Source organism: Cytobacillus sp. FSL H8-0458 (assembly GCF_038002165.1).
In the GTDB taxonomy this organism is placed as follows: domain Bacteria; phylum Bacillota; class Bacilli; order Bacillales; family Cytobacillaceae; genus Cytobacillus.
This window is the reverse complement of the sequence record NZ_JBBOBR010000001.1, coordinates 3,132,537-3,152,691: the sequence shown is the minus strand read 5'-3', so window position 1 is coordinate 3,152,691 and position 20,155 is coordinate 3,132,537. Positions and strand designations below refer to the sequence as shown.

The following is a 20,155-nucleotide window of genomic DNA, read 5'->3' as shown; positions in this document are numbered from 1 at the left end:
CTCCTTCTATTAAAACTGGCTTAGGGCTTCACTGATAGGGGTGTCTCCCGAGGCTGCTTCAATGGTTGAATGAAAGATCGCTTCTTTGTCAAGGGACTCTGCAAGAACTTCAGCAGCGTCCTCGCGCGGAATCTCAGCCTCTCGGTCATGGATTTTCTCCGCCAGGGTAATGGTTCCGTTCCCGGGATTGTCCGTTAATTGGCCAATCCGGATCACTGTGTACACTAAGTTGGCAGCTTTAAGCATATCCTCGGGAAGATCCTTCGCGGCAATTTTGCGTGAAGGGTCTGTTTCGCTTTCCTCCGCTTTGACTGCACTCATCATCACAAATCGCCTGACACCTGATTTTTGCGCCAATTGGATGATATCGGATATAGATTGGTGATCGACCATAACAGTTTTGCCTGTATGTTTTTTAGGATTGACGCCTGTTAAATAAATCACTGCATCTGAAGCCTGAAGATAGGGGATCAGCTTTTCCTCGTCATAAACAATTGCCTGTGCTGCTCCCAGCTTGACCAGATCTTCAATTTGGTTTTCATTTGCCGCAACGGCAAGAGTTTCATGCTTCTTTTCCGCGAGCTTCCTGATTACATGCTCACCGACATCCCCATTGGCACCGATTACAATCACCTTCATGCTAACGCCTCCTTTTTTACCCTTTTTCCACAAGGGGTTGATTTAAAACCAAAATTAGGCAAACAAAAAAAGCGGCCCATTAGGACCGCGAAGTGTTCATTCCAATTCATTTGTAATCATGGTTAATTCATCAGCAGATAAAGCTACCTGCTGAAAAGCATCTCCTATTTCATTTACGACATTCACGAATGAGAGCAGCTCTTCTTCAATTTGGTTATTCTGTTTCCTGCTTTCTCGCATGTTGGTATGGATATTATGAAAATAGGCGTCTGATTCTTTCAGGTTGCTGCTGCCATTTTTTACGGCTTCACTGATTTTCGATACGGATTCAGTTAGTTTTTCAGTGTGTGCATTTGTATTGGCAATAAGTGATGATACGTTTGTGATTGATTTCTTCGTCTCTTCGGATAGTTTGCGTACTTCATCTGCTACCACAGAAAATCCCCGACCGTGCTCTCCTGCCCTTGCTGCTTCAATAGCTGCATTTAAAGAAAGCAGGTTAGTTTGATCGGCAATTCCTGTTACAATATCGGTAATTTCCTGCATCTGTTTTGAGATTTCCAGGAGGACTTGAACATCTGCAATAATATCTTGAACAGCTCCTTGGATGTTCAACATATGAGTTGTTTGCTTGCCCAGTTGTTCCTGCCCCTTTCGGGCACTTTCATCTGCAAGGGAAGAAAGCTCTGAACCTCTATAGGCAATTGAAACAATGTCTTGTGCTTGATTTTGAAGCTGATGAAAGGATACATTGGTTTGTTCCGAAACGGCAGCCAGATTTTGAGATGCACTGGCAACATTATTTCGGATTAAGGCTTTATGGTCCTCAGCTTCCTTTTTAATTCTCTCATTTTCAGCATCATAAGCCTCTAGAACCAGCTGCTGCTCCAGATTGAGGAGCTTTGAAACTGCTTTGATCATAGAAATATAATCTGGATGTTTATCAGAAATTTCTTCAATGATATTTATGATAGACAGGAGCATATCCTGAAACGCACACATATACCATTTAGTCTGTAAACCTATTTTAACGTGCATATTGGCAATGCGGATCCTTTTATGTAAATAGTTTTCGTTTATTTCTCCTTCAAACATTTCAACAATATGCTTTGTTAATGTTATCTTTAATCTTTGAATAGAACTATTATTATTAATAATATCTAATAAGACAGGTTCTCTTTCTAGATTTTTATAGAATTGGTCGACTATTGTATTGATGTTCTTTTCTATATAGGGTTTGAGGCCATTAATAATTTGCAGATCATAAACTGTTAACCCAATCATGTGTATTTGCTTTTCTACATCACTGCCTCTGGGAATATTAATTTCTCCAGTTCCAATTGAAAATTTTTGAGTGATTTCTGTATTTTTATTTTTTCTGAATAACAAGTGAAAGCACCTCTTATAAAAATATGTAATGGGAAAATAATACCATAAATAACTTGGGAATAATGGTATTATTTTTAAAAATAGTGTCACATTTCTTAATTTGATTTTTGCTGATTGTCATTATTCACACTTAATGGAAAAAACCGCCGCGTTAACACGGATGGACTAATGAGGGCAATCGCATCTGATTTTACCGCGCGTTATCTCTAAACTCCCTATACGGAATACGTTTCTAGGCATAGCTGCAGATAAGCCAGTACTTCCATTAATCACAGGAATATCATGAAGGAAAACTCTCTGAGTATTTTTAAAGGGACCGATTGATGGGATAATAGGTTCACTAAACTAAATAAAGCTCCATCCTTTAAGGATGAAGCTTTACTGTTATGCCAGCCGCTTAAAGTTCTGGCCGAGTATTTCATTCATGGTATGGACTGTAATAAATGCCTTATTATCAACCTGGGTAATATAGCTTTTCAGCTTTGTAAAATCTTTTCTGCCCAGGATGGTTGTAATGACTTCTTTTTTATCTGAAGTGAAGGCACCGGTTGCCGTGTGAATGGTTGCACCCTTCCCCAGTTCATGAACAATATAGGTCTTAATTTCATCACTGTGGTGGCTGATAATCACAATTTCCTTGTTTGAATTGAATTGCTGAAGTGCATAATCAATCACAAATCCATTAATAATGACTCCAAAAAAGGCATACATGCCGACTTGCGGCCCAAATAGAACAGCGGAAGACAGGGCAATGGCTAAATCAGCCAGAAGCACTCCTCTGCCAACTTCAATATTTAAATATTTATTAAAAATCATAGCGATAATGTCTGTACCGCCAGTGGAGGCCTGCTGGTTAAACACAATGGCCATGCCGGTTGCGGCGATGCATTGCCCGATAATCAGCTGAATAAGCAGGTCATCGCTTAGCGGCTGAGCCATCGGGGCGAACTTCTCAAGGGCCCACACATAAAAGGACAACGCAAAGCTTGCATAAATGGTTTTTGCCCCAAAACCAGATCCAAGAAAAACAAACCCAACTGCAAATAGTATCAAATTGACAAGAATCATGAACGTACCGATCGATAAATCGGGAAATAAGTCATTCATGATAATCGACAATCCGCTGACCCCTCCAGTTGCTAAATTATTGGGGGACAAGAAAAAATGGACATTTATAGAAACCAGGAAAGCTCCCAGGTTGATCATCATAAAAGAAAACAGTTTTTGCCGCATCGCCGCAACCTCCTTTTTTTATAGTGTTTTTTCGGATTCCGTAAAAAGTGGAACAACGGGATTATAAAGCCCATCAAGACCCTTTGTAAAGGGAATGAGAGGAAAAAAATAAGGTTTAATAATTATGAAAATTGGAACGGGTTTCACTGGAGAGTGTTAATATCTATTTTTGTATAATTCTTATATAATAGGTATGACTAGCACGAGCACGAAAGGATGTAAGAAATCTTGAAAAATAGAATGCTTATTGTCATTCCCATTATGATACTTGTAGCCGGGGCTGCAATGTGGATGCTGAATAAGGATTATCAGCAGATAGACCTGATGATCCGCTTGATGATAGCAGCCGGTGCAGCACTATTATCAGGGTGTATATCCTATTTTTTATTCAAGCCGGAAAAAGAAGAGCAATAAGATGCCTGCTCCCTGGAAAGGGGACAGGCATTTTTTTTGGAGAACTTTTACAATTCTGATGCGTATATAAGCTGAAGGGAGCTGATAAAGGTGAATCATGTTAAAGAATGCCCAAGATGCAAAGGGACAGAATTTGCAGAAGGCACTGACTATGCGGCAGTCAGGCCATTGAATAAAAAACTCTCAACTGGATCTCTGAAGATCTTTCGCTTTTGTTTAAACTGCGGGGAGATTGTTTCTATCAGAGTTGATAATCCTGGCAAGTTTAGAAGCAAGTGACGGAAAAAGAGGCGGGATGAAGCCGAAAAAGAGGAAGCAGTAAGGAAAACGGTCGCCATGAACGTTTCATGAAGTCCAAAATCAGGGAGCGAAGGTGAAAGTAGTCGCCATGAACGCTTTATGAAGCCGATAATAAGGAAGCGGAGGTGAAAACGGTCACCATGAGCGCTTCATGAAGCCGAATATGAGGAATCGAAGCGGAAAACGGTCGCCATGAACGTTCCATGAAGACGAAAATGAGGGAGCGAGGAAGAAAACGGTCGCCATGAGCGCCCCATAAAGCCGAAAATGAGGGAGCGGGGAAGAAAACGGTCGCCATGAGCGCTTCATGAAGCCGAAAATGAAGAAGCAAGGAAGAAAACGGTCGCCATGAACGTTCCATGAAGACGAAAATGAGGGAGCGGAGGTGAAAACGGTCGCCATGATCGCTTCATGAAGCCGAAAATGAAGAAGCGAGGAAGAAAACGGTCGCCATGAGCGCCCCATAAAGCCGAAAATGAGGGAGCGGGGAAGAAAACGGTCGCCATGAGCGCTTCATGAAGCCGAAAATAAGAACCGCAGGAGAAAACGGTTGTCATAAACGCTCCATGATCGCCGCACGTATAGGCCTTCCCCCGCCAGTCTCCCCACATTCTTATTTCTTCCGCTTAAGCAGCTGTAAATCAATGTACAGCTGGCATCTTGTGTTAAAGTCGTCAAAGTCGATTGAGGTCAGGTCAGTAATTTGTTTCATCCGGTATTTTAATGTATTGGTATGGATGAAAAGCTGTTCCGCAGTCGGCTTAAGGCGGCAGTTGTTCAATAAATAGACTTCAAGCGTCTTCAAAAGGCTGGTTTGGCTCTCCAGGTCTTTTTTCTGCAGCTTCATAAGGTCTTCATTTACATAATTAGTCTTGCTGTTATGCTGGGCGATCGGTTCCAGGTAACGGAACACCCAGAGCTTTTTATACTCATAAGGCAGTTCTTCAGGCGAGCCAATGAACTTGGCTGCTTTGATAACCTCCAGAGCCTCTCTATAGCTTTTGCGAAGTTTTAGGATGGAGGAATATTCTCCTCCGATACCTGCATAAACAGTCTGCTGCCTGAATTGGCTTAGTACGGTATTGGTTAATTCGTGTGCGTCTTCTGAAAGGCTGCCGGGTACAGGGGAGCTGCTGCCGATCATAACGATAATTTCATGCTGATTCGTAAAGATGTGAGCGGGATGGCTGAGAGCATTTGCGAACAGCCGAACGGTTTCATTCAATTCCGCAATCATCTCTTCATCTCCCTGGACGATCGTAAATACATTGATGATAAAGGCCTCCGGGAGGATGATTTTTACATTGGCCGCCTCCCACTTAATCTGGTCTTCTGTCTGGTAGGTGCGATCAATGATTTTTTGATAAAATTGATGTTTTTCTTCTTCTTTGCGGAGCTTCTTCAGGTTTTTCTGATATAAAAGCTTTCCAATATGGAAAGAAACGTCATGCAGAAATTTCATTTCGCTTTCTGACAGGAAGCCGTCCAATTCCTGAACCCAGATAAAGCCGAGTATCTGTTCTTTATATTTAGCGCTTACAACTACGCGCTGGTTAAGGCCGATTTCTTCCATTTTCTTAATTCTGAAAGGCTCAGGGATTGTCTTTAACTGATCAACAATGCCTTCATCCATAAATTTCTCCAAAATGGGAATCGGCCATCTCTTCGAAAATATGGTCTGCTGGTTGGCCAAATCAAAATGTTCAATATAATACGAGCTATAAGCCAGCAGCGAGAATTGCTCATCCTCGATGACAACAGGCTTCTTTAAAAAAGTGCTGACCATTTCTGTGATCTCATCAATATCAGTCAAAGTAAGGATTTTCTCCAGCGGCTGGCTCATTAAGCTCCCTCCTCATTATTGCTGTTCTTATTATAGTTAAAAACGGTGACAGGCACCACCCGAATTTTGTCGAAAGAAAAAGGACCGGGCATTTTCTTTGCCCAGTCCTAATATTTTGCAGTTATTTTAATGTTTTTTCAAATTCAGCAAATTGTTTCTCAATGTCTGCAGAAGGCTTTTCAGTTAGAAGGCTCACCACTACGATGGCAATTAAGCTGGCAGCAAAGCCTGGAACCATTTCATAAAGGACATCAGATAATCCGGCTTGAGACCAAATGATAACAGTGCTGGCCCCAACAATCATCCCTGCTAATGCTCCCCATCTTGTCATGCGCTTCCAATATAAGCTGAGAATGATAAGTGGTCCGAAAGCAGATCCGAAACCAGCCCATGCATAACCTACAAGGTCAAGAATCGTTTCATTTTTCTCCCATGAGATAAATAATGCAATGACAGAAACCAGCAATACAGATAATCTTCCTATTGTAACTAATTCTTTATCTGTAGCTGAGCGGCGGAAGAATGTCTTATATAAATCTTCCGTTAATGAGCTTGATGTGACTAGCAGCTGTGATGAGATGGTACTCATGATAGCCGCAAGGATTGCCGAGATTAAAAAGCCTGTAATGATCGGGTGAAATAATACCTCGCCAAGGAGGATGAAGATCGTTTCGGGATCTTCGATGCTAATTCCGGTATCCGCCACATAAGCAATTCCCACAAAACCAGTCAGCATAGCTCCAATACTCGAGAAAATCATCCAGCCCATTCCAATGCGGGTGGCTTTCTTGATTTCTTTAACAGAACTGATAGCCATAAAGCGGACGATAATATGAGGCTGTCCAAAATAGCCAAGGCCCCATGCAAAAAGGGATACGATGCCTAATAGACTTGTCCCTTTAAAGATATCAAGGAAAGCTGGATTGATTGTTCTGGCAGTATCAATTGCCGGCCCAAACCCTCCTACATGGAAAAGGGTTACGATTGGTACAAGAATGAGGGCGAGAAACATAATCAGACCCTGAACAAAGTCTGTCCAGCTAACCGCAAGAAATCCTCCAAATAGTGTATACGCAACCACAACACCTGTAATGATCCATAAACCTGTGTGGTAATCCAGCCCGAAAGTGCTCTGGAATAAAACTCCCCCGGAAACCATGCCTGATGATACATAAAAGGTAAAGAAAATTAAGATAACTAATCCTGAAATCAGGCGGAGGATTTTGGAAGCATCCCCGAATCGGTTTTCTAAATAACCAGGAATCGTAATAGAATCATTTGCTACCTCAGTATACGTGCGGAGCCTTGGTGCAACATAAATCCAGTTCGCCCATGCCCCGAGAGTCAAACCGATGACAATCCAGGAAGCGCTTAGGCCAGTGGCATACATGGCTCCAGGAAGGCCCATCAGCAGCCATCCGCTCATATCGGAAGCACCCGCACTTAAAGCGGTTACCGCAGGGCCCAGTGTTCGTCCTCCGAGCATGTAATCTGATAGATTGGAAGTCCGTTTATACGCATAATAGCCAATCCAAAGCATCCCAATCATATACACAGTTATGGATATAATTAATGCATAATCCATTTTGTTAGCCTCCTTTTTGTTGGTTTAACAAAATATTTAGATAAAATAAGCGATGAGAAAGCAGTGGTTTGCTTTCTCATTACCTAGAAATCATGAATGGTTTCTATTTATTATAGCTATATTTTAATATTTTGGAAGAAAAATATTATTTCTTGAAAATGCCCTTAAAAGCAAATGCAATATTAGCCGGCCGTTCAGCAAGCCTTCTCATGAAATAGCCGTACCAGTCCATGCCGTATGGCACATAGACACGCATCTTATAGCCTTGCTTTGCCAGCTCCAGCTGTGTTTTATTCCTCATGCCATAAAGCATTTGGAACTCGAAACGATCGTTTGAAATGTTATGCTTCTTTGCTAATTCTTTTGTGTACTCGATGATCTGATCATCATGGGAAGCTATTGCTGTATAGTTTCCGTTTAAGAGACTTTGTTCTATTAATTTCTTATAGTTTTCATCAACATCTGTCTTCTCAGGAAATGCGTGCTCCGGTGCTTCTTTATAAGCGCCTTTTACCAGTCTTAAGAAGGGCTGGTATTTCCCCAGATCCTCCAGATCCTTTTCAGTCCGGTACAGGTACGCCTGCAGAACGGTGCTCACACAGCTGTACTTCTCTTTAAACTGTTTAAACAAATCGATCGTTGCCTGGCAGCGCGGCACATCCTCCATATCAATTGTCACCATAATCTTATGCTTCTCCGCAGTATCAAGAATTCTGGTCATATTTTTCACAACAAGATCACGATCGATATCAAGACCAAGTGAAGTCATTTTTAGGGATACTTGTGAATCAAGTCCTTCTTTGCTGATCATTTCAATGGTTGAAATACATTCCTCTGTCCGTTCATTAGCCACTTCAACAGAATCAACAAATTCTCCCAAATGGTCCACTGTTACAGAAAGTCCTTGATTGTTCAGATCCCTGATAAAGCGGACGCTGCTTTTGAAATCAACCCCGCCAATTAATTTTCCTGCAGCAAAACTTCCGCCTCTGTTCTGGGCAATTTTATTCAGTAAGCTATTTTTTGATAAATATAGAAAAAAGTCTCTTGTAATCGCTTCCATTTTATCAAGCACCTCCAATGGTTGTATCTTTAGATTAATCTTACAATTCTGTGACAAGTTACGACAATGTTCATAAAAAACAAAGATTCTATCAATCTATTGTTGACAGAAGACAATGAAAGGCTGCATTTTCCATATTCCGCTGCCAATTAATATGTAAGAAAAGTTTCCATATTATTGTTTACAATGACAAGCATTTGTATTTAAATAGTAATATAGTTTTGAATATTTATTTATTTCAGAAAATGGGGGTCAGAAAAAATGAGAAAGCAGTTAAAGAAATTTGCTAAATTTACAGCATTGTCCAGTTTGCTTGTCCTATCTGCATGCGGCGGCAACCAGGCTGCAGGGGATGAGGATGGGAAGAGCAGCGGAGGAGCGGTTAAAGCGGATATTGGAGTTATTTCCTATATCAGCGGGCCGGGTGCAGCTTATGGCGAAGCTATCACAAATGGTTTAAAGCTCGCAAAGGAAGAAATCAATGGCAAGGGTGAAGTCGAGATAAACCTTGTTGTAGAAGATTCCGCCGGCAAGCAGGACCAGGCATTGACAGCAGCACAAAAGCTAATGAATTCAGAGAATGTGACTGCCATAATCGGGCCTACATTAAGTACAGAAATGAATGTAGTGGGTCCTGAAGCTGACCTCAACGGAGTGCCGATCATGGGGACTTCCACAACGGCAGAAGGGATTCCGCAAATTGGGGACTATGTCTTCCGCAACTCGCTGCCTGAAGCATTGGCCATTCCGGCTGCAATCGATAAAGCCATTGAAAAATATGATGCTAAAAAAGTAGCAATTCTATATGGAAATGATGATGTTTTTACAAAATCAGGCTTTGACACGATGAAAAAAGCAGCGGAAGAGAAGGGCCTTGAAATCTTAACGATTGAAACGTTCCAAAAAGGTCAATCAGATTATAATGCTCAGCTGACAAAAATTAAAGGCTTAAAGCCGGACCTTATTCTGGCGTCTGCTCTATACAATGAAGGTGCAGTCATCATGGATCAGGCCAGGAAAATGGGCATTGAGGTTCCGTTTGTCGGAGGAAACGGCTTTAATTCTCCTGAAGTCATCAATATCGCAGGGGATGCAGCAGATGGTCTCATTGTGGCAACTCCATGGTATGGTGAAAAAGAAGATGATAAGGTCAAAGAATTTGTAAGTAAATATGAAAAGGAATACGGCAAAAAGCCAGATCAGTTTGCAGCACAGGCTTACGATGCACTGTACATAATGGCTGAGGCATTGAAGAATGCGGGTGAAGCTGACCGTGATGCACTTCGGGATGCTCTGGCCGAGGTCAAGGGCTTTAATGGAATTCTTGGAGAGTTCTCTTTCGATGAAGAAGGAGATGTCGTGATGGATCCGACCGTTTTGGTTATTGAAGGCGGAGCATTTAAGGAATTTAACTAAAAAGTGCGAAAGTGAAGCTCTGGCGCCTTCAGTGCCAGAGCTTACTTTTAAGAAAATTACTAGTAAGCAGGTGAATGCCGTGTTAATCGAACAATTAATAAACGGAATTACCCTTGGCAGCATTTATGCCATTGTTGCACTTGGGTTTACATTGGTTTTCGGGGTGCTTGGGATTATCAATATGGCCCACGGAGAAATTTTTATGTTCGGAGCCTTTATTGGCGTTGTTGTCACTTCCACTTTTAAAGGGCCGCTTTGGCTTGCCTTTCTGGCAGCGATAGCGGTAACTGCTGCAATGGGCTATTTGCTTGAGCGATTTGCCCTGAGGCCGCTTCGGAATAAACAGGGGGTATCCCATCTGGCGCCATTGATCAGCACCATTGGTGTATCGATACTGCTGGAAAACCTGTCCCACCATATTTTTGGACCGGGCAACCACCCTTTCCGTGCTTCTTTTGCGGAAATAAGCTTCCAAATCGGTTCGATAACTGTGTATCTTGTGCAGATTGTCATCTTTGTCATATCCGTACTGCTCATGTACGCCCTTTCTTTTTGGCTGGGAAAAACAAAGGCAGGAAAAGCCTTAAGAGCAACTGCTGAAAATTTGGAAACTGCAAGCCTTCTTGGTGTTGATGTGAAAAGAACAATTACAATGACGGTCATTATCGCATCGGCAATGGGCGGGATCGCCGGTATCCTTGTCGGAATGGCCTTTAACTCTGTTACGCCGCAGATGGGCTTGTCCATCGGGCTTAAAGGACTCGCTATCATCATTCTTGGCGGCATGGGAAATGTCAAGGGAGCGATGGCTGGGGGCCTTATCCTTGGTCTGGCCGAAACCTTTGTCGTTGTCTACGGCGATTCAGGATACAAGGATGCAATCGCTTTTGCGGCCATCATCATCATACTTCTCATCAGGCCGCAGGGATTGTTTGGCCAAAAAATTTCAGCGTAAGAAGGTGAACTCATGCTTGCAGAATTAATAAATCCATATTATTTACAGGTAGCTTCGTTTATATTAATCAACATTATATTAGGGGTTAGTATTTATATTACTCTATCAACTGGACAGCTTTCGCTCGCCAACGCAGGATTTATGGGGATCGGTGCCTATACATCTGCACTATTGACGCTGAATTTTGACCTTCCGATTATTGTGGGCATACTGGCAGGCACTTTATTGGCAGGTGTTTTCGGAATCCTGATCGGGATACCGACATTAAGGCTTCAGGGTGTTTATCTCGCAATTGTTACCCTCGGGTTTGGAGAGGTTATCCGCGTTATTTTTGTAAACTGGGAGTCAATGACAAAGGGAGCTGTCGGTTTATCAGGCATACCGCATATGGGCCGTGAGCTGCTGAATACGTTAAAAGACTTAGGCTTTGATCCGAAAATACTTGGACTTCAAAATAACCAGTTTGTATTTCTGGCTATCTTCCTCATTTTATTAGGGGTGACAATCAGCATCATCGCATTTTTCAGAAGGCAGAACCGCTCAAGAGTAGGACGGGCTTTCGCAGCGATTAAGCTGGATGAGAAAGCTGCAGAATCAATGGGCATCAATATCACGTATTATAAGGTCCTGGCATTTGCACAGGGTGCACTGGTAGCCGGATTTGCAGGTGCACTATTTGCGCATGTTCTTGCGTACATAAGTCCTGCCGATTTTGCCTATCACCGTGCCGTTGAGATTCTGATTTTCGCCGTTTTCGGGGGAAGCGAAGTCATCTGGGGACCGGTGTTTGGGGCTCTCTTTTTAACTGTAATGCCGGAAGTGCTCCGATTTATCAGCGAATACCGCTACATGATTTACGGTTTGATCATTATTATTATGATGGCAGTCAGGCCGCAGGGATTAATTGATGTAAATATTTTAAACTGGGTCAAGCTTAAAACATCAAAGAGGAGGCAAAAGCATGGTACTTCAAGTCAAAAAAGCATGTAAAAACTTTGGCGGGCTGAGTGCCCTGTCTGATGTCTCGTTCTCTATAAATCAAGGTGAGATCTTTGGGCTGATTGGTCCGAATGGAGCCGGGAAGACAACGATGTTCAATCTGATAACATCGATGTTTACTCCTACCTCAGGCGAGATTATCTTTAATGAAGACAATATCAATGGCTTAAAGCCGCACCTGATAACGAAAAAAGGCATTTGCAGGACATTCCAGAATATTCGCCTGTTTCCGCAGATGACAGCAGTAGAAAACGTGATGGTTGGGGAGCACTGCCGAAGCAAATCAGGGGTTTTCAGCAGTGTATTCAGGACAAAATCACAGCGGCAGGAAGAAGAGAGAATCCGCAGCAAAGCGAATGAACTATTAGAGTTTGTGGGGCTGGGCGGCTTCGCGGAAACTGTATCAGACAGCCTCGCATACGGCCAGCAAAGAAGGCTGGAGATTGCCCGTGCCCTGGCCAGCTCTCCCCAACTGCTGCTGCTCGATGAACCGGCAGCCGGAATGAATGAAACAGAAACAAGCGAATTATTTCAACTCATCAAAAAAATTCAGGAACAGGGCGTCACGGTCCTGCTGATTGAACATGATATGCCGCTTGTCATGAAATTATGCGACCGTATCGCCGTCCTTAATTTCGGCAGGAAGATTGCTGAAGGCACACCTGCTGAAATCCAGAATAATCCTGATGTTATCGAAGCCTATCTCGGAAGTGAGGAGGAGGATATGTATGCTTAAGATAAATGGGATTAACGCTTTTTACGGCAAAATCCAGGTTCTTAAAAACATCAGCCTCGAAGTGGAAGAAGGAAGTATTGTTACGATCCTTGGCGCAAATGGCGCAGGGAAGACAACGACCATGAAGACCATTTCCGGAATGCTTAAGCCTCAAGCCGGAAGCATTCAATTCCAGGGGCAGGATGTAACGGGACTTCGGCCGGACCAGCTGCTGCGCAAAGGGATTGCCCTTGTTCCGGAAGGCCGCCAAATTCTTTCCGGAATGACAGTGCTTGAAAACCTCGAAATGGGAGCATACCACCGGAAGGATAATGAAATTGACCGGGATATTAAGAACGTTATGGAGCGTTTCCCCATCCTCGAAGAAAGGCAGAAGCAGCTTGGCGGAACATTATCCGGCGGACAGCAGCAGATGCTGGCCATTGCGAGGGCAATCCTCAGCAAACCAAAGCTGCTTCTTCTTGACGAACCGTCAATGGGGCTGGCCCCGCTGATAGTGGCTGACATCTTTAAAATTATAAAAGAAATTAATGAAGCGGGCACGACTGTTCTATTGGTAGAACAGAATGCAAGGCAGGCACTGAAAATATCCGATTATGGGTATGTCCTGGAGACAGGCAAAATGGTTGCTGAGGGAAGTTCAGAGAAGCTTCTGAATGATCCGCGTATCATGGAAGCCTATCTGGGGCGTAAATCAAGTTAAATATAAGAGGCCGAATCTTTTGGTTTGGCCTTTTGTATTTTTACCTATTGCATTATGATAAAATCGGTTGAAGTGAGAAATCATCGTGCAAAAACCGGAGGACAAATGAATAAGAGAAAGAAAATCTTAAAACAGATAATTATAACTTTATTAATTCTCGGCGTATTTATGTTTTTAAATAACAGCTCCCTGCTTACGAAAGAAAGAAACGATAAGCCGCTGCTGCTCGCTCATAGAGGAATGGCACAGACCTTTCATATGGAAGGGATCACAGGAGAAACGTGTACAGCTGAGAGAATTTACGAGCCTGAGCATACCTTTCTTGAGAATACGATTCCTTCCATGGAAGCGGCTTTTGAGGCAGGTGCAGATGTAGTCGAACTGGATATTCAGCTTACGAAGGATGGACAATTTGCGGTGTTCCATGATTGGACGCTGGAATGCCGGACAAACGCAAAGGGAAATACGAGAGAGTATTCAATGGGGGAATTAAAAAAGCTGGACATTGGATACGGCTATACATACGATCAGGGAAAAACCCATCCGTTTCGCGGTAAAGGGGTCGGAATGATGCCAAGCCTGGAAGAAGTCATTAACGAGTTCCCGGAAGGAGATCTTTTAATCCATATTAAAAGCAATGACTCCCAGGAAGGAGTAAAGCTTGCTGAATACTTGTCCATGTTTCCAGCAGACAGATTGGAGAAAATATCTGTATATGGAGGAGACAGGCCTATTGCCGCACTGAAGGAAGAAATGCCTGGGATGCGGATTATGTCTAAGGCTACATTGAAAGATTGCCTCCTGCCATATATAGGTGCGGGATGGACAGGTTATGTTCCAAATGCCTGCAAAAAGACACAGGTTCATATTCCTGAATCGTATGCAAAGCTGATGTGGGGATGGCCAAATAAGTTCTTAAACCGAATGGATGATGCAGGTACAAGAGTTATAGTGGTTGCAGGGGATGGCAGCTGGTCAGAAGGATTTGACAGACCTGAAGACCTAAAACGGCTCCCTGATGGCTACTCAGGAGGCATCTGGACAAACAGGATTGAGCTGATTGCCTCAAAATATAAAGAAGAATAGACGCCTGGTCTAATCCAGGCGTTTTTTAGATTTTTTTAATGGAATTATTTAAAAATTTTGTAAAAGGGATTATGATATGGATAGGATTATTTAGTTTGCCGAAGGATTTTAAGAGTATTATTATACATATATTAACTGCAATTACAGCTTGGGGGACTATAAATGGCGAAAGTATTGGCATTTCTTAAGCCTTACCGGATAGCGGTGGCTATAGCTCTGTCATTAATGCTGACTGAGCTTGCTGTTGAGCTTATTCAGCCATTATTAATGGCAAAGATCATAGATGAAGGCATCCTGCAGAATGACCTTCAGGAGGTCGTGAAGTGGGGAGGGATCATGCTGGCTGCTTCTTTTGCGGCTTTTGCGGCTGGAGTCATTAATTCCTTTTATGCTGCACATGTCAGCCAGAGCTTTGGTTTTGATGTAAGGAGAAGCTTATATGACAAGGTTCAATCCTTCTCTTTTGCCAACTTTAATCTATTTCCGACCTCTTCATTAATTACCCGTATGACGAATGATATTACGCAGCTTCAGAATACGGTTTTTATGAGCCTTCGAATCATGATGCGAGCGCCTCTCTTAATCATCGGCGGACTTCTTATGGCTTTTGTGGTAGATGTGAAGCTTGCTCTTATCTTATCAGCTGTGGCGCCATTCCTTTTTCTATTTCTGTTTTGGGTAATGGGAAAAGGCGGCGCGCTTTTTAAGGCAGTCCAGGAAAAGCTAGACTCTGTGAACAGTGTCATGCAGGAGAACCTGACGGGGATCCGGCTAATTAAAGCGTTTGTCCGCAGAAATCATGAAGTAAAACGCTTCACGCGCACAAATGAGGATCTCAGAGATGGAACCGTTAAAGCATTGCGTCTGATGGAAGTGACCATGCCTGCTCTGCTTTTCATTATGAATCTTAGTATTCTTGGAGTCCTTTGGTTTGGCAGCATACAGGTAAATGCAGGTGATGTAAAGGTAGGCGAGGTAGTTGCGATTGTTAACTATGCAACCAGAATAACGGCCGCATTCTCCATTTTTTCCTGGATTATCATGGCATTTTCAAGGGCGAGGGCATCTGCAAACCGTGTAACAGAGGTATTGGACACTGAAGTGGAATTGACTGACCGCTCAGAACCTCATGATATGAAGGAATTAACAGTCAGCCGGGGGGAAATTCACTTTAAAGATGTATCTTTTGAATATCCCGGCACTTCAGAGAAAGTACTCGATGGCATCAGCTTTATCATCCATCCCGGAGAAACAGTGGCAATATTGGGTGCGACAGGCTCCGGAAAGACCTCTTTATTCCAGCTGATCCCCCGGCTTTATGATGTGACCGGCGGGAAGGTTGAAATTGATGGTCGGGATGTCAGGGAATTGAAAATGGAGAACCTCCGCAGGAAAATCGGTTTTGTTCCTCAGGAAGCCCTGCTCTTTACAGGCAGTGTGAAAGAGAATATTTCATGGGGCAAAGAACATGCGACGATGGAGGAAATCACTGAAGCAGCTGTCAATGCGCAGATACATGAAACAATCATGAAGCTTCCGCAGGGTTATGAAACAAGAGTGGGGCAAAAGGGTGTTAACTTATCCGGCGGACAAAAACAGCGTCTTTCCATTGCCCGGGCGCTTGTACGAAAGCCTAAAATCCTTCTTTTTGATGACAGCACAAGTGCACTTGATATGGAAACAGAAGCAAAACTTCTGAGTTCATTGAAACAATATGCCTGTACAACCATGATTATTACGCAGAAAATCAGTACAGCAATGGAAGCAGACAGAATCCTATTGCTTGAAGATGGAGTGCTTCTTGCTGAGGGAGACCACGAGAATCTTCTTAAAACATCCGGATTGTATAAACGGATTTTTCAATCCCAGTCTGGAGAGGAGAAAAGAAACTATGCTTAAGCAGTTTAAAGAACCTTTCCAGCATAAAAAGATTCCTCTTGAGCTGAAAGGCGAATTTTCTAAAGGGAAAAAGCCTAAGTCTGAAAACATGGGGGCCACACTGAAAAGAATCTGGTCCTATTTAGCCTATAATAAGGGATTGTTATATCTCGTTTTATTAATGGTGGTCATAAGCTCGGCAATGGGGCTGCTTGGCCCATATTTAGTCGGAATGGCTATTGACGATTATATTGTCACAAAGAACAGCGATGGATTTATAGCGTTACTGATCTGGCTTGGAGTCATTTATGTGATGAACTCACTTGCCCTTTGGTTTCAGAATTATTGGATGATCGGCATTGCCCAGGAAACGGTTTTTACAATGAGAACGAAGCTTTTTGGCCATTTGCACAGGCTGCCTATTCCGTTCTTTGACAAGCGGCAGCAGGGTGAACTGATGAGCAGAGTCACAAACGATATTGAAAATGTCAGCTCGACTCTGAACAGTTCAGTAATCCAGGTTTTTTCCAGCCTGCTGACTTTGATTGGCACTGTCTCCGTCATGCTTTGGCTAAGTCCTTTGCTGACGCTCATTACCCTGATCATTGTGCCGCTGATGTTCTTTGGAATGAAATGGATTACAGCACGGACAGGAAGGCTGTTCAAAGAGCAGCAGAAGAATCTTGGAGAGCTGAACGGTTTTATTGAAGAAACTATATCAGGACAGAGGATCATCAAGACATTTTCTCAGGAACAGAAAGTAATGGCTGAGTTCCGGGAAAAAGGGGAAAAACTTAAGCTGGCAGGGTTTTGGGCTCAAACTTATTCCGGGTTTATCCCGAAGCTGATGAATGTCCTGAACAACTTGAGCTTTGCCATAATCGCCGGGGTAGGGGGCATTTTTGCCCTGAACGGCATGATCTCAATCGGTGTGATTGTCGTGTTCACGGAGTATTCCCGCCAATTTACACGTCCGCTTAATGACCTGGCAAACCAATTTAACACCCTTCTATCTGCCCTTGCAGGAGCAGAGCGGGTTTTTGACATCATGGATGAGGATGAAGAATTCAGACATGAAGAGCAACTGAAAGAACTTAACGAAGTGAAAGGAGAGGTTGAATTCCAGGATGTCTCTTTTTCGTATGAAGAAGACGGAACTACGGTAAGAAACGCAAACCTCCATGTCAATGCAGGCCAGACTGCTGCTTTCGTTGGTCCGACAGGTGCTGGGAAGACAACCATGATAAATTTGCTCTCCCGCTTTTATGAACGTGACTCAGGTCGTATTTTAATTGATGGTGAGGATATCGCAGATGTGAAAAAAGAAAGCCTTAGAAAGCATATGGGATTTGTCCTGCAGGATTCATTTCTATTCCGCGGCAGTGTGCGTGAAAATATCCGCTACGGCAGGCTGGAAGCTTCAGATGAAGAAGTGGTGGAGGCGGCTAAGCTTGCCAATGCCCATTCATTTATCATGAAACTTCCTCAGCGGTATGATACTGTGCTAAGTCAGGACGGAAATGGCATTAGTCAGGGACAAAAGCAGCTTCTTTCCATTGCACGTGCATTTCTGGCCAACCCGGATATATTAATTCTGGATGAAGCCACAAGCAGCATTGATACGGTGACAGAGCTTAAAATTCAGGATGCCCTTCAGGAGCTGATGAAAGGAAGGACCAGCTTTGTCATTGCCCACCGTCTGAACACCATTCAAAATGCGGATAAGATTTTTGTTCTGGAAGAGGGCAGGATTATCGAGGAAGGAACACATGAATCACTGCTTGAACAGGAGGGCTTTTATTACCGGCTGCATGGTAAAGCGGCAGCAGGGGCAAATGCATGAAATCAATGGTTATTCCAACACAAAAGGCGGACTTGATTACTATCAAGTCCGCCTTTTCGCTAATCTATCAAATGACATTTTTTTCTTTTGCTTCTTTTAGCCAGTCCGGGAATTCGTTCAGCAGGAGGTCATATAGTTCGTTATCAGAAATGGCCTCTACATCTTTAATGTGGAAAAAATTTGCGTTATCAATATAGCGGCCATCCATTTCATCCAGCTTTTCCAATACTTCAAAGTTTGAATCGCCTATCCCGACAAACTGCCAGAACAATGGTTTATCGGATGATGAAACAACGGGTTTTTTGATGGTTCTTTTGCAGCCGCCATCATTAATGAAAACGATGAAGGCAGGATCTTTGCTCGGATCTTCAGAGGTATATTTCTGAATGACATCCTCCATTACCGGAGGTTCATCATTTCTTCCGAATTTGTGTATCAGATCATTATTTAAAATATACTGATCCACATATCCTTCAAAATCATGTTCGGTTACCGGCTTCAGCCTGGAAAATTCATTATCATAGATCCAGACATCCAAAGCGCCATCATCATCGAATTGACTGGCAACTGCTAAGATTCTCTCCACAACCCTCTGAACGGTCCCATTTTTATATAACTTGCGCATGGAGCCGGAAATGTCCAGCACCAGACCTACTCTGGCAGTGACATTTGTCAGATTCTTTTTCTCCAATACTATGCCTGCTGACTTTTTTAATAAACTAATAGAGCTCATTTCTGTGAATCCCCCTTTAATCATATAATCTAAAATTTACCATAGCGGGAAGCTATTCACATTAAAAAAGCCTTCTAATTTGAAAATTTCATAGCAAAGTCGATAAGCATTTTTTCATATAAATGGATGGAATGCGGCAGAACGTATTCCTTATCACCGTGCCAGTTCATGCCGGTTGGGCCAAATTCGATAGCCGGTATCCCGTAATTGGCAAAAAACACAGTATCCGCAGAACCATGCTGTCCAAAGAAAACAGCTTTATCTTCGGTATGCTTTTCCACAATAGGTTCAAGCATCAGGATAAAAGGATTATCTCTGGCTGTCACAAGCGGCTTTGAAAACATATTCATGATAATTTCCCCATCTGTGATATTTTCGATTTGTTTGATGATCTCTTCATGATTCTGTTGGGGCAAATAGCGGATATCATACGACATTACACATTTTTCAGGCACCTTATTATAAACATCCCCTCCGGTTATTTTTGCAAGATTAATCGAAGGATATGGGTAAAATTCAGATGATTCCTTTGCAAAAGGCAATTTTAATAGTTTTTGATGTACTTCAAAAGCCTTTTCGATAGCATTGACTCCTTCCCATGGGCGGCTGCCGTGTGCAGGGTCTCCTTCAATCTCGATGTCCAGCCTGATAACTCCTTTTGCTTCGAGCGCAATTCCGAGCTGAGTAGGTTCAGAGCAAATGACAAAATCGCCGCGATATCCCTGTTCTGCTAAATACCCGGAACAATTAAAGCCGCCGATTTCTTCATCTGAAACAATTTGAAGCTGTATTTTTACGCCTATGGGCATATTTTTGAGCTCTTTTACTGCACACATCATGGCGGCAACCCCTGCTTTCATATCCGCTGCCCCACGTCCATAAATTTTATCGCGGACTTCAACAGGAATGAACTGTTCATCCTTCCCTGAAACAACATCCACATGTCCGTTGAAAATAATGGTCTGATCCCCGCTTCCAATCTCACAGACAGTCATTTTATAGCCATTATTTTCGATGACTCTGGAAGGGAGGTCATGTCCTGAAAGCCATTGATGGCAATATTCAATGGCCTGGTTTGCTCCTTCCTTTGAAGAGCTTTCAATGGAAATGAGATCTTTCAATAAGTTTTCAAGCATATGTCAAAGGTCCTCCTTTATTACAGCAATAAATTTACACAGTACTCTCTTACTATTCCCGCTATGGGAGGATGAAAACTGCTTGTTTAAGATGGCCCAATAATTGTGAAAAATTGGTGAAGTATATTGCGAAAAAGGGAAGGAAGGAGTATATTATAAGTGAGGAAAGTTAGTGAAGAGTTTCACAAATAACTTCACTTAAGA

Annotated in this window: 17 protein-coding genes; 9 read left to right on the top strand and 8 right to left on the bottom strand. The window is 42.8% G+C overall.

The window, feature by feature from the left end:
- Positions 1 to 9 precede the first annotated feature (9 nt).
- The 3 genes from NYE23_RS15475 to NYE23_RS15465 form a co-directional block, all read right to left on the bottom strand.
- Positions 10 to 639 (bottom strand): NAD(P)H-binding protein, encoded by a 630-nt coding sequence (locus NYE23_RS15475; protein WP_341079085.1) that lies wholly within the window; start codon positions 637 to 639, stop codon positions 10 to 12.
- Positions 640 to 735: 96 nt separating this feature from the next.
- A complete protein-coding gene (locus NYE23_RS15470) occupies positions 736 to 2,028 on the bottom strand; it encodes a globin-coupled sensor protein (RefSeq protein WP_341079083.1) in 1,293 nt (430 codons plus the stop codon).
- Positions 2,029 to 2,412: 384 nt separating this feature from the next.
- Positions 2,413 to 3,261, bottom strand: a complete 849-nt coding sequence (locus NYE23_RS15465; RefSeq protein WP_341079081.1) for a YitT family protein — start codon at positions 3,259 to 3,261, stop codon at positions 2,413 to 2,415.
- Positions 3,262 to 3,489: 228 nt separating this feature from the next.
- Here NYE23_RS15465 and NYE23_RS15460 point away from each other — a divergent pair, with 228 nt between their 5' ends.
- Entirely contained in the window at positions 3,490 to 3,675 is a 186-nt protein-coding gene (locus NYE23_RS15460) for a histidine kinase (protein WP_341079080.1), read from the top strand.
- 913 nt (positions 3,676 to 4,588) lie between these two features.
- Here the strand turns inward: NYE23_RS15460 and NYE23_RS15455 are convergent.
- The 3 genes from NYE23_RS15455 to NYE23_RS15445 all read right to left on the bottom strand — a co-directional run bounded on the left by NYE23_RS15455 (position 4,589) and on the right by NYE23_RS15445 (position 8,466).
- On the bottom strand, positions 4,589 to 5,818 hold the full coding sequence (locus tag NYE23_RS15455) for a PucR family transcriptional regulator (protein ID WP_341079079.1): 1,230 nt from the start codon (positions 5,816 to 5,818) through the stop codon (positions 4,589 to 4,591).
- Positions 5,819 to 5,939: 121 nt separating this feature from the next.
- Complete coding sequence (gene putP / locus NYE23_RS15450; RefSeq protein WP_341079078.1) at positions 5,940 to 7,403, bottom strand: sodium/proline symporter PutP; 1,464 nt, start codon at positions 7,401 to 7,403, stop codon at positions 5,940 to 5,942.
- 145 nt (positions 7,404 to 7,548) lie between these two features.
- Positions 7,549 to 8,466: a proline dehydrogenase family protein gene (locus NYE23_RS15445; RefSeq protein ID WP_341079077.1), complete on the bottom strand. Its 918-nt coding sequence runs from the start codon at positions 8,464 to 8,466 to the stop codon at positions 7,549 to 7,551.
- A gap of 261 nt (positions 8,467 to 8,727) precedes the next feature.
- Here NYE23_RS15445 and NYE23_RS15440 point away from each other — a divergent pair, with 261 nt between their 5' ends.
- The 8 genes from NYE23_RS15440 to NYE23_RS15405 all read left to right on the top strand — a co-directional run bounded on the left by NYE23_RS15440 (position 8,728) and on the right by NYE23_RS15405 (position 18,082).
- A complete protein-coding gene (locus NYE23_RS15440) occupies positions 8,728 to 9,882 on the top strand; it encodes an ABC transporter substrate-binding protein (RefSeq protein ID WP_341079076.1) in 1,155 nt (384 codons plus the stop codon).
- A 79-nt stretch (positions 9,883 to 9,961) separates the two neighbouring features.
- Complete coding sequence (locus NYE23_RS15435) at positions 9,962 to 10,837, top strand: branched-chain amino acid ABC transporter permease (RefSeq protein WP_048011758.1); 876 nt, start codon at positions 9,962 to 9,964, stop codon at positions 10,835 to 10,837.
- A gap of 12 nt (positions 10,838 to 10,849) precedes the next feature.
- Positions 10,850 to 11,827: a branched-chain amino acid ABC transporter permease gene (locus tag NYE23_RS15430; protein ID WP_048011759.1), complete on the top strand. Its 978-nt coding sequence runs from the start codon at positions 10,850 to 10,852 to the stop codon at positions 11,825 to 11,827.
- Positions 11,799 to 12,572, top strand: coding sequence for an ABC transporter ATP-binding protein (locus NYE23_RS15425; protein ID WP_341079075.1), 774 nt, complete (start codon positions 11,799 to 11,801; stop codon positions 12,570 to 12,572). The genes NYE23_RS15430 and NYE23_RS15425 overlap by 29 nt, the downstream gene beginning before the upstream one ends.
- Entirely contained in the window at positions 12,565 to 13,275 is a 711-nt protein-coding gene (locus tag NYE23_RS15420) for an ABC transporter ATP-binding protein (RefSeq protein WP_341079074.1), read from the top strand. Before NYE23_RS15425 ends, NYE23_RS15420 begins: the two co-directional genes overlap by 8 nt.
- A gap of 105 nt (positions 13,276 to 13,380) precedes the next feature.
- Positions 13,381 to 14,361, top strand: a complete 981-nt coding sequence (locus NYE23_RS15415) for a glycerophosphodiester phosphodiesterase family protein (protein WP_341079073.1) — start codon at positions 13,381 to 13,383, stop codon at positions 14,359 to 14,361.
- A 162-nt stretch (positions 14,362 to 14,523) separates the two neighbouring features.
- Positions 14,524 to 16,260: an ABC transporter ATP-binding protein gene (locus NYE23_RS15410; protein WP_341079072.1), complete on the top strand. Its 1,737-nt coding sequence runs from the start codon at positions 14,524 to 14,526 to the stop codon at positions 16,258 to 16,260.
- A complete protein-coding gene (locus NYE23_RS15405; protein ID WP_341079071.1) occupies positions 16,253 to 18,082 on the top strand; it encodes an ABC transporter ATP-binding protein in 1,830 nt (609 codons plus the stop codon). Before NYE23_RS15410 ends, NYE23_RS15405 begins: the two co-directional genes overlap by 8 nt.
- A 67-nt stretch (positions 18,083 to 18,149) precedes the next feature.
- Here NYE23_RS15405 and NYE23_RS15400 read toward each other — a convergent pair whose 3' ends face one another.
- Positions 18,150 to 18,815: a vWA domain-containing protein gene (locus NYE23_RS15400; RefSeq protein ID WP_341079070.1), complete on the bottom strand. Its 666-nt coding sequence runs from the start codon at positions 18,813 to 18,815 to the stop codon at positions 18,150 to 18,152.
- A gap of 74 nt (positions 18,816 to 18,889) precedes the next feature.
- Positions 18,890 to 19,951, bottom strand: coding sequence for a M20 family metallopeptidase (locus tag NYE23_RS15395; protein ID WP_341079069.1), 1,062 nt, complete (start codon positions 19,949 to 19,951; stop codon positions 18,890 to 18,892).
- Between the last annotated feature and the right edge of the window lie 204 nt (positions 19,952 to 20,155).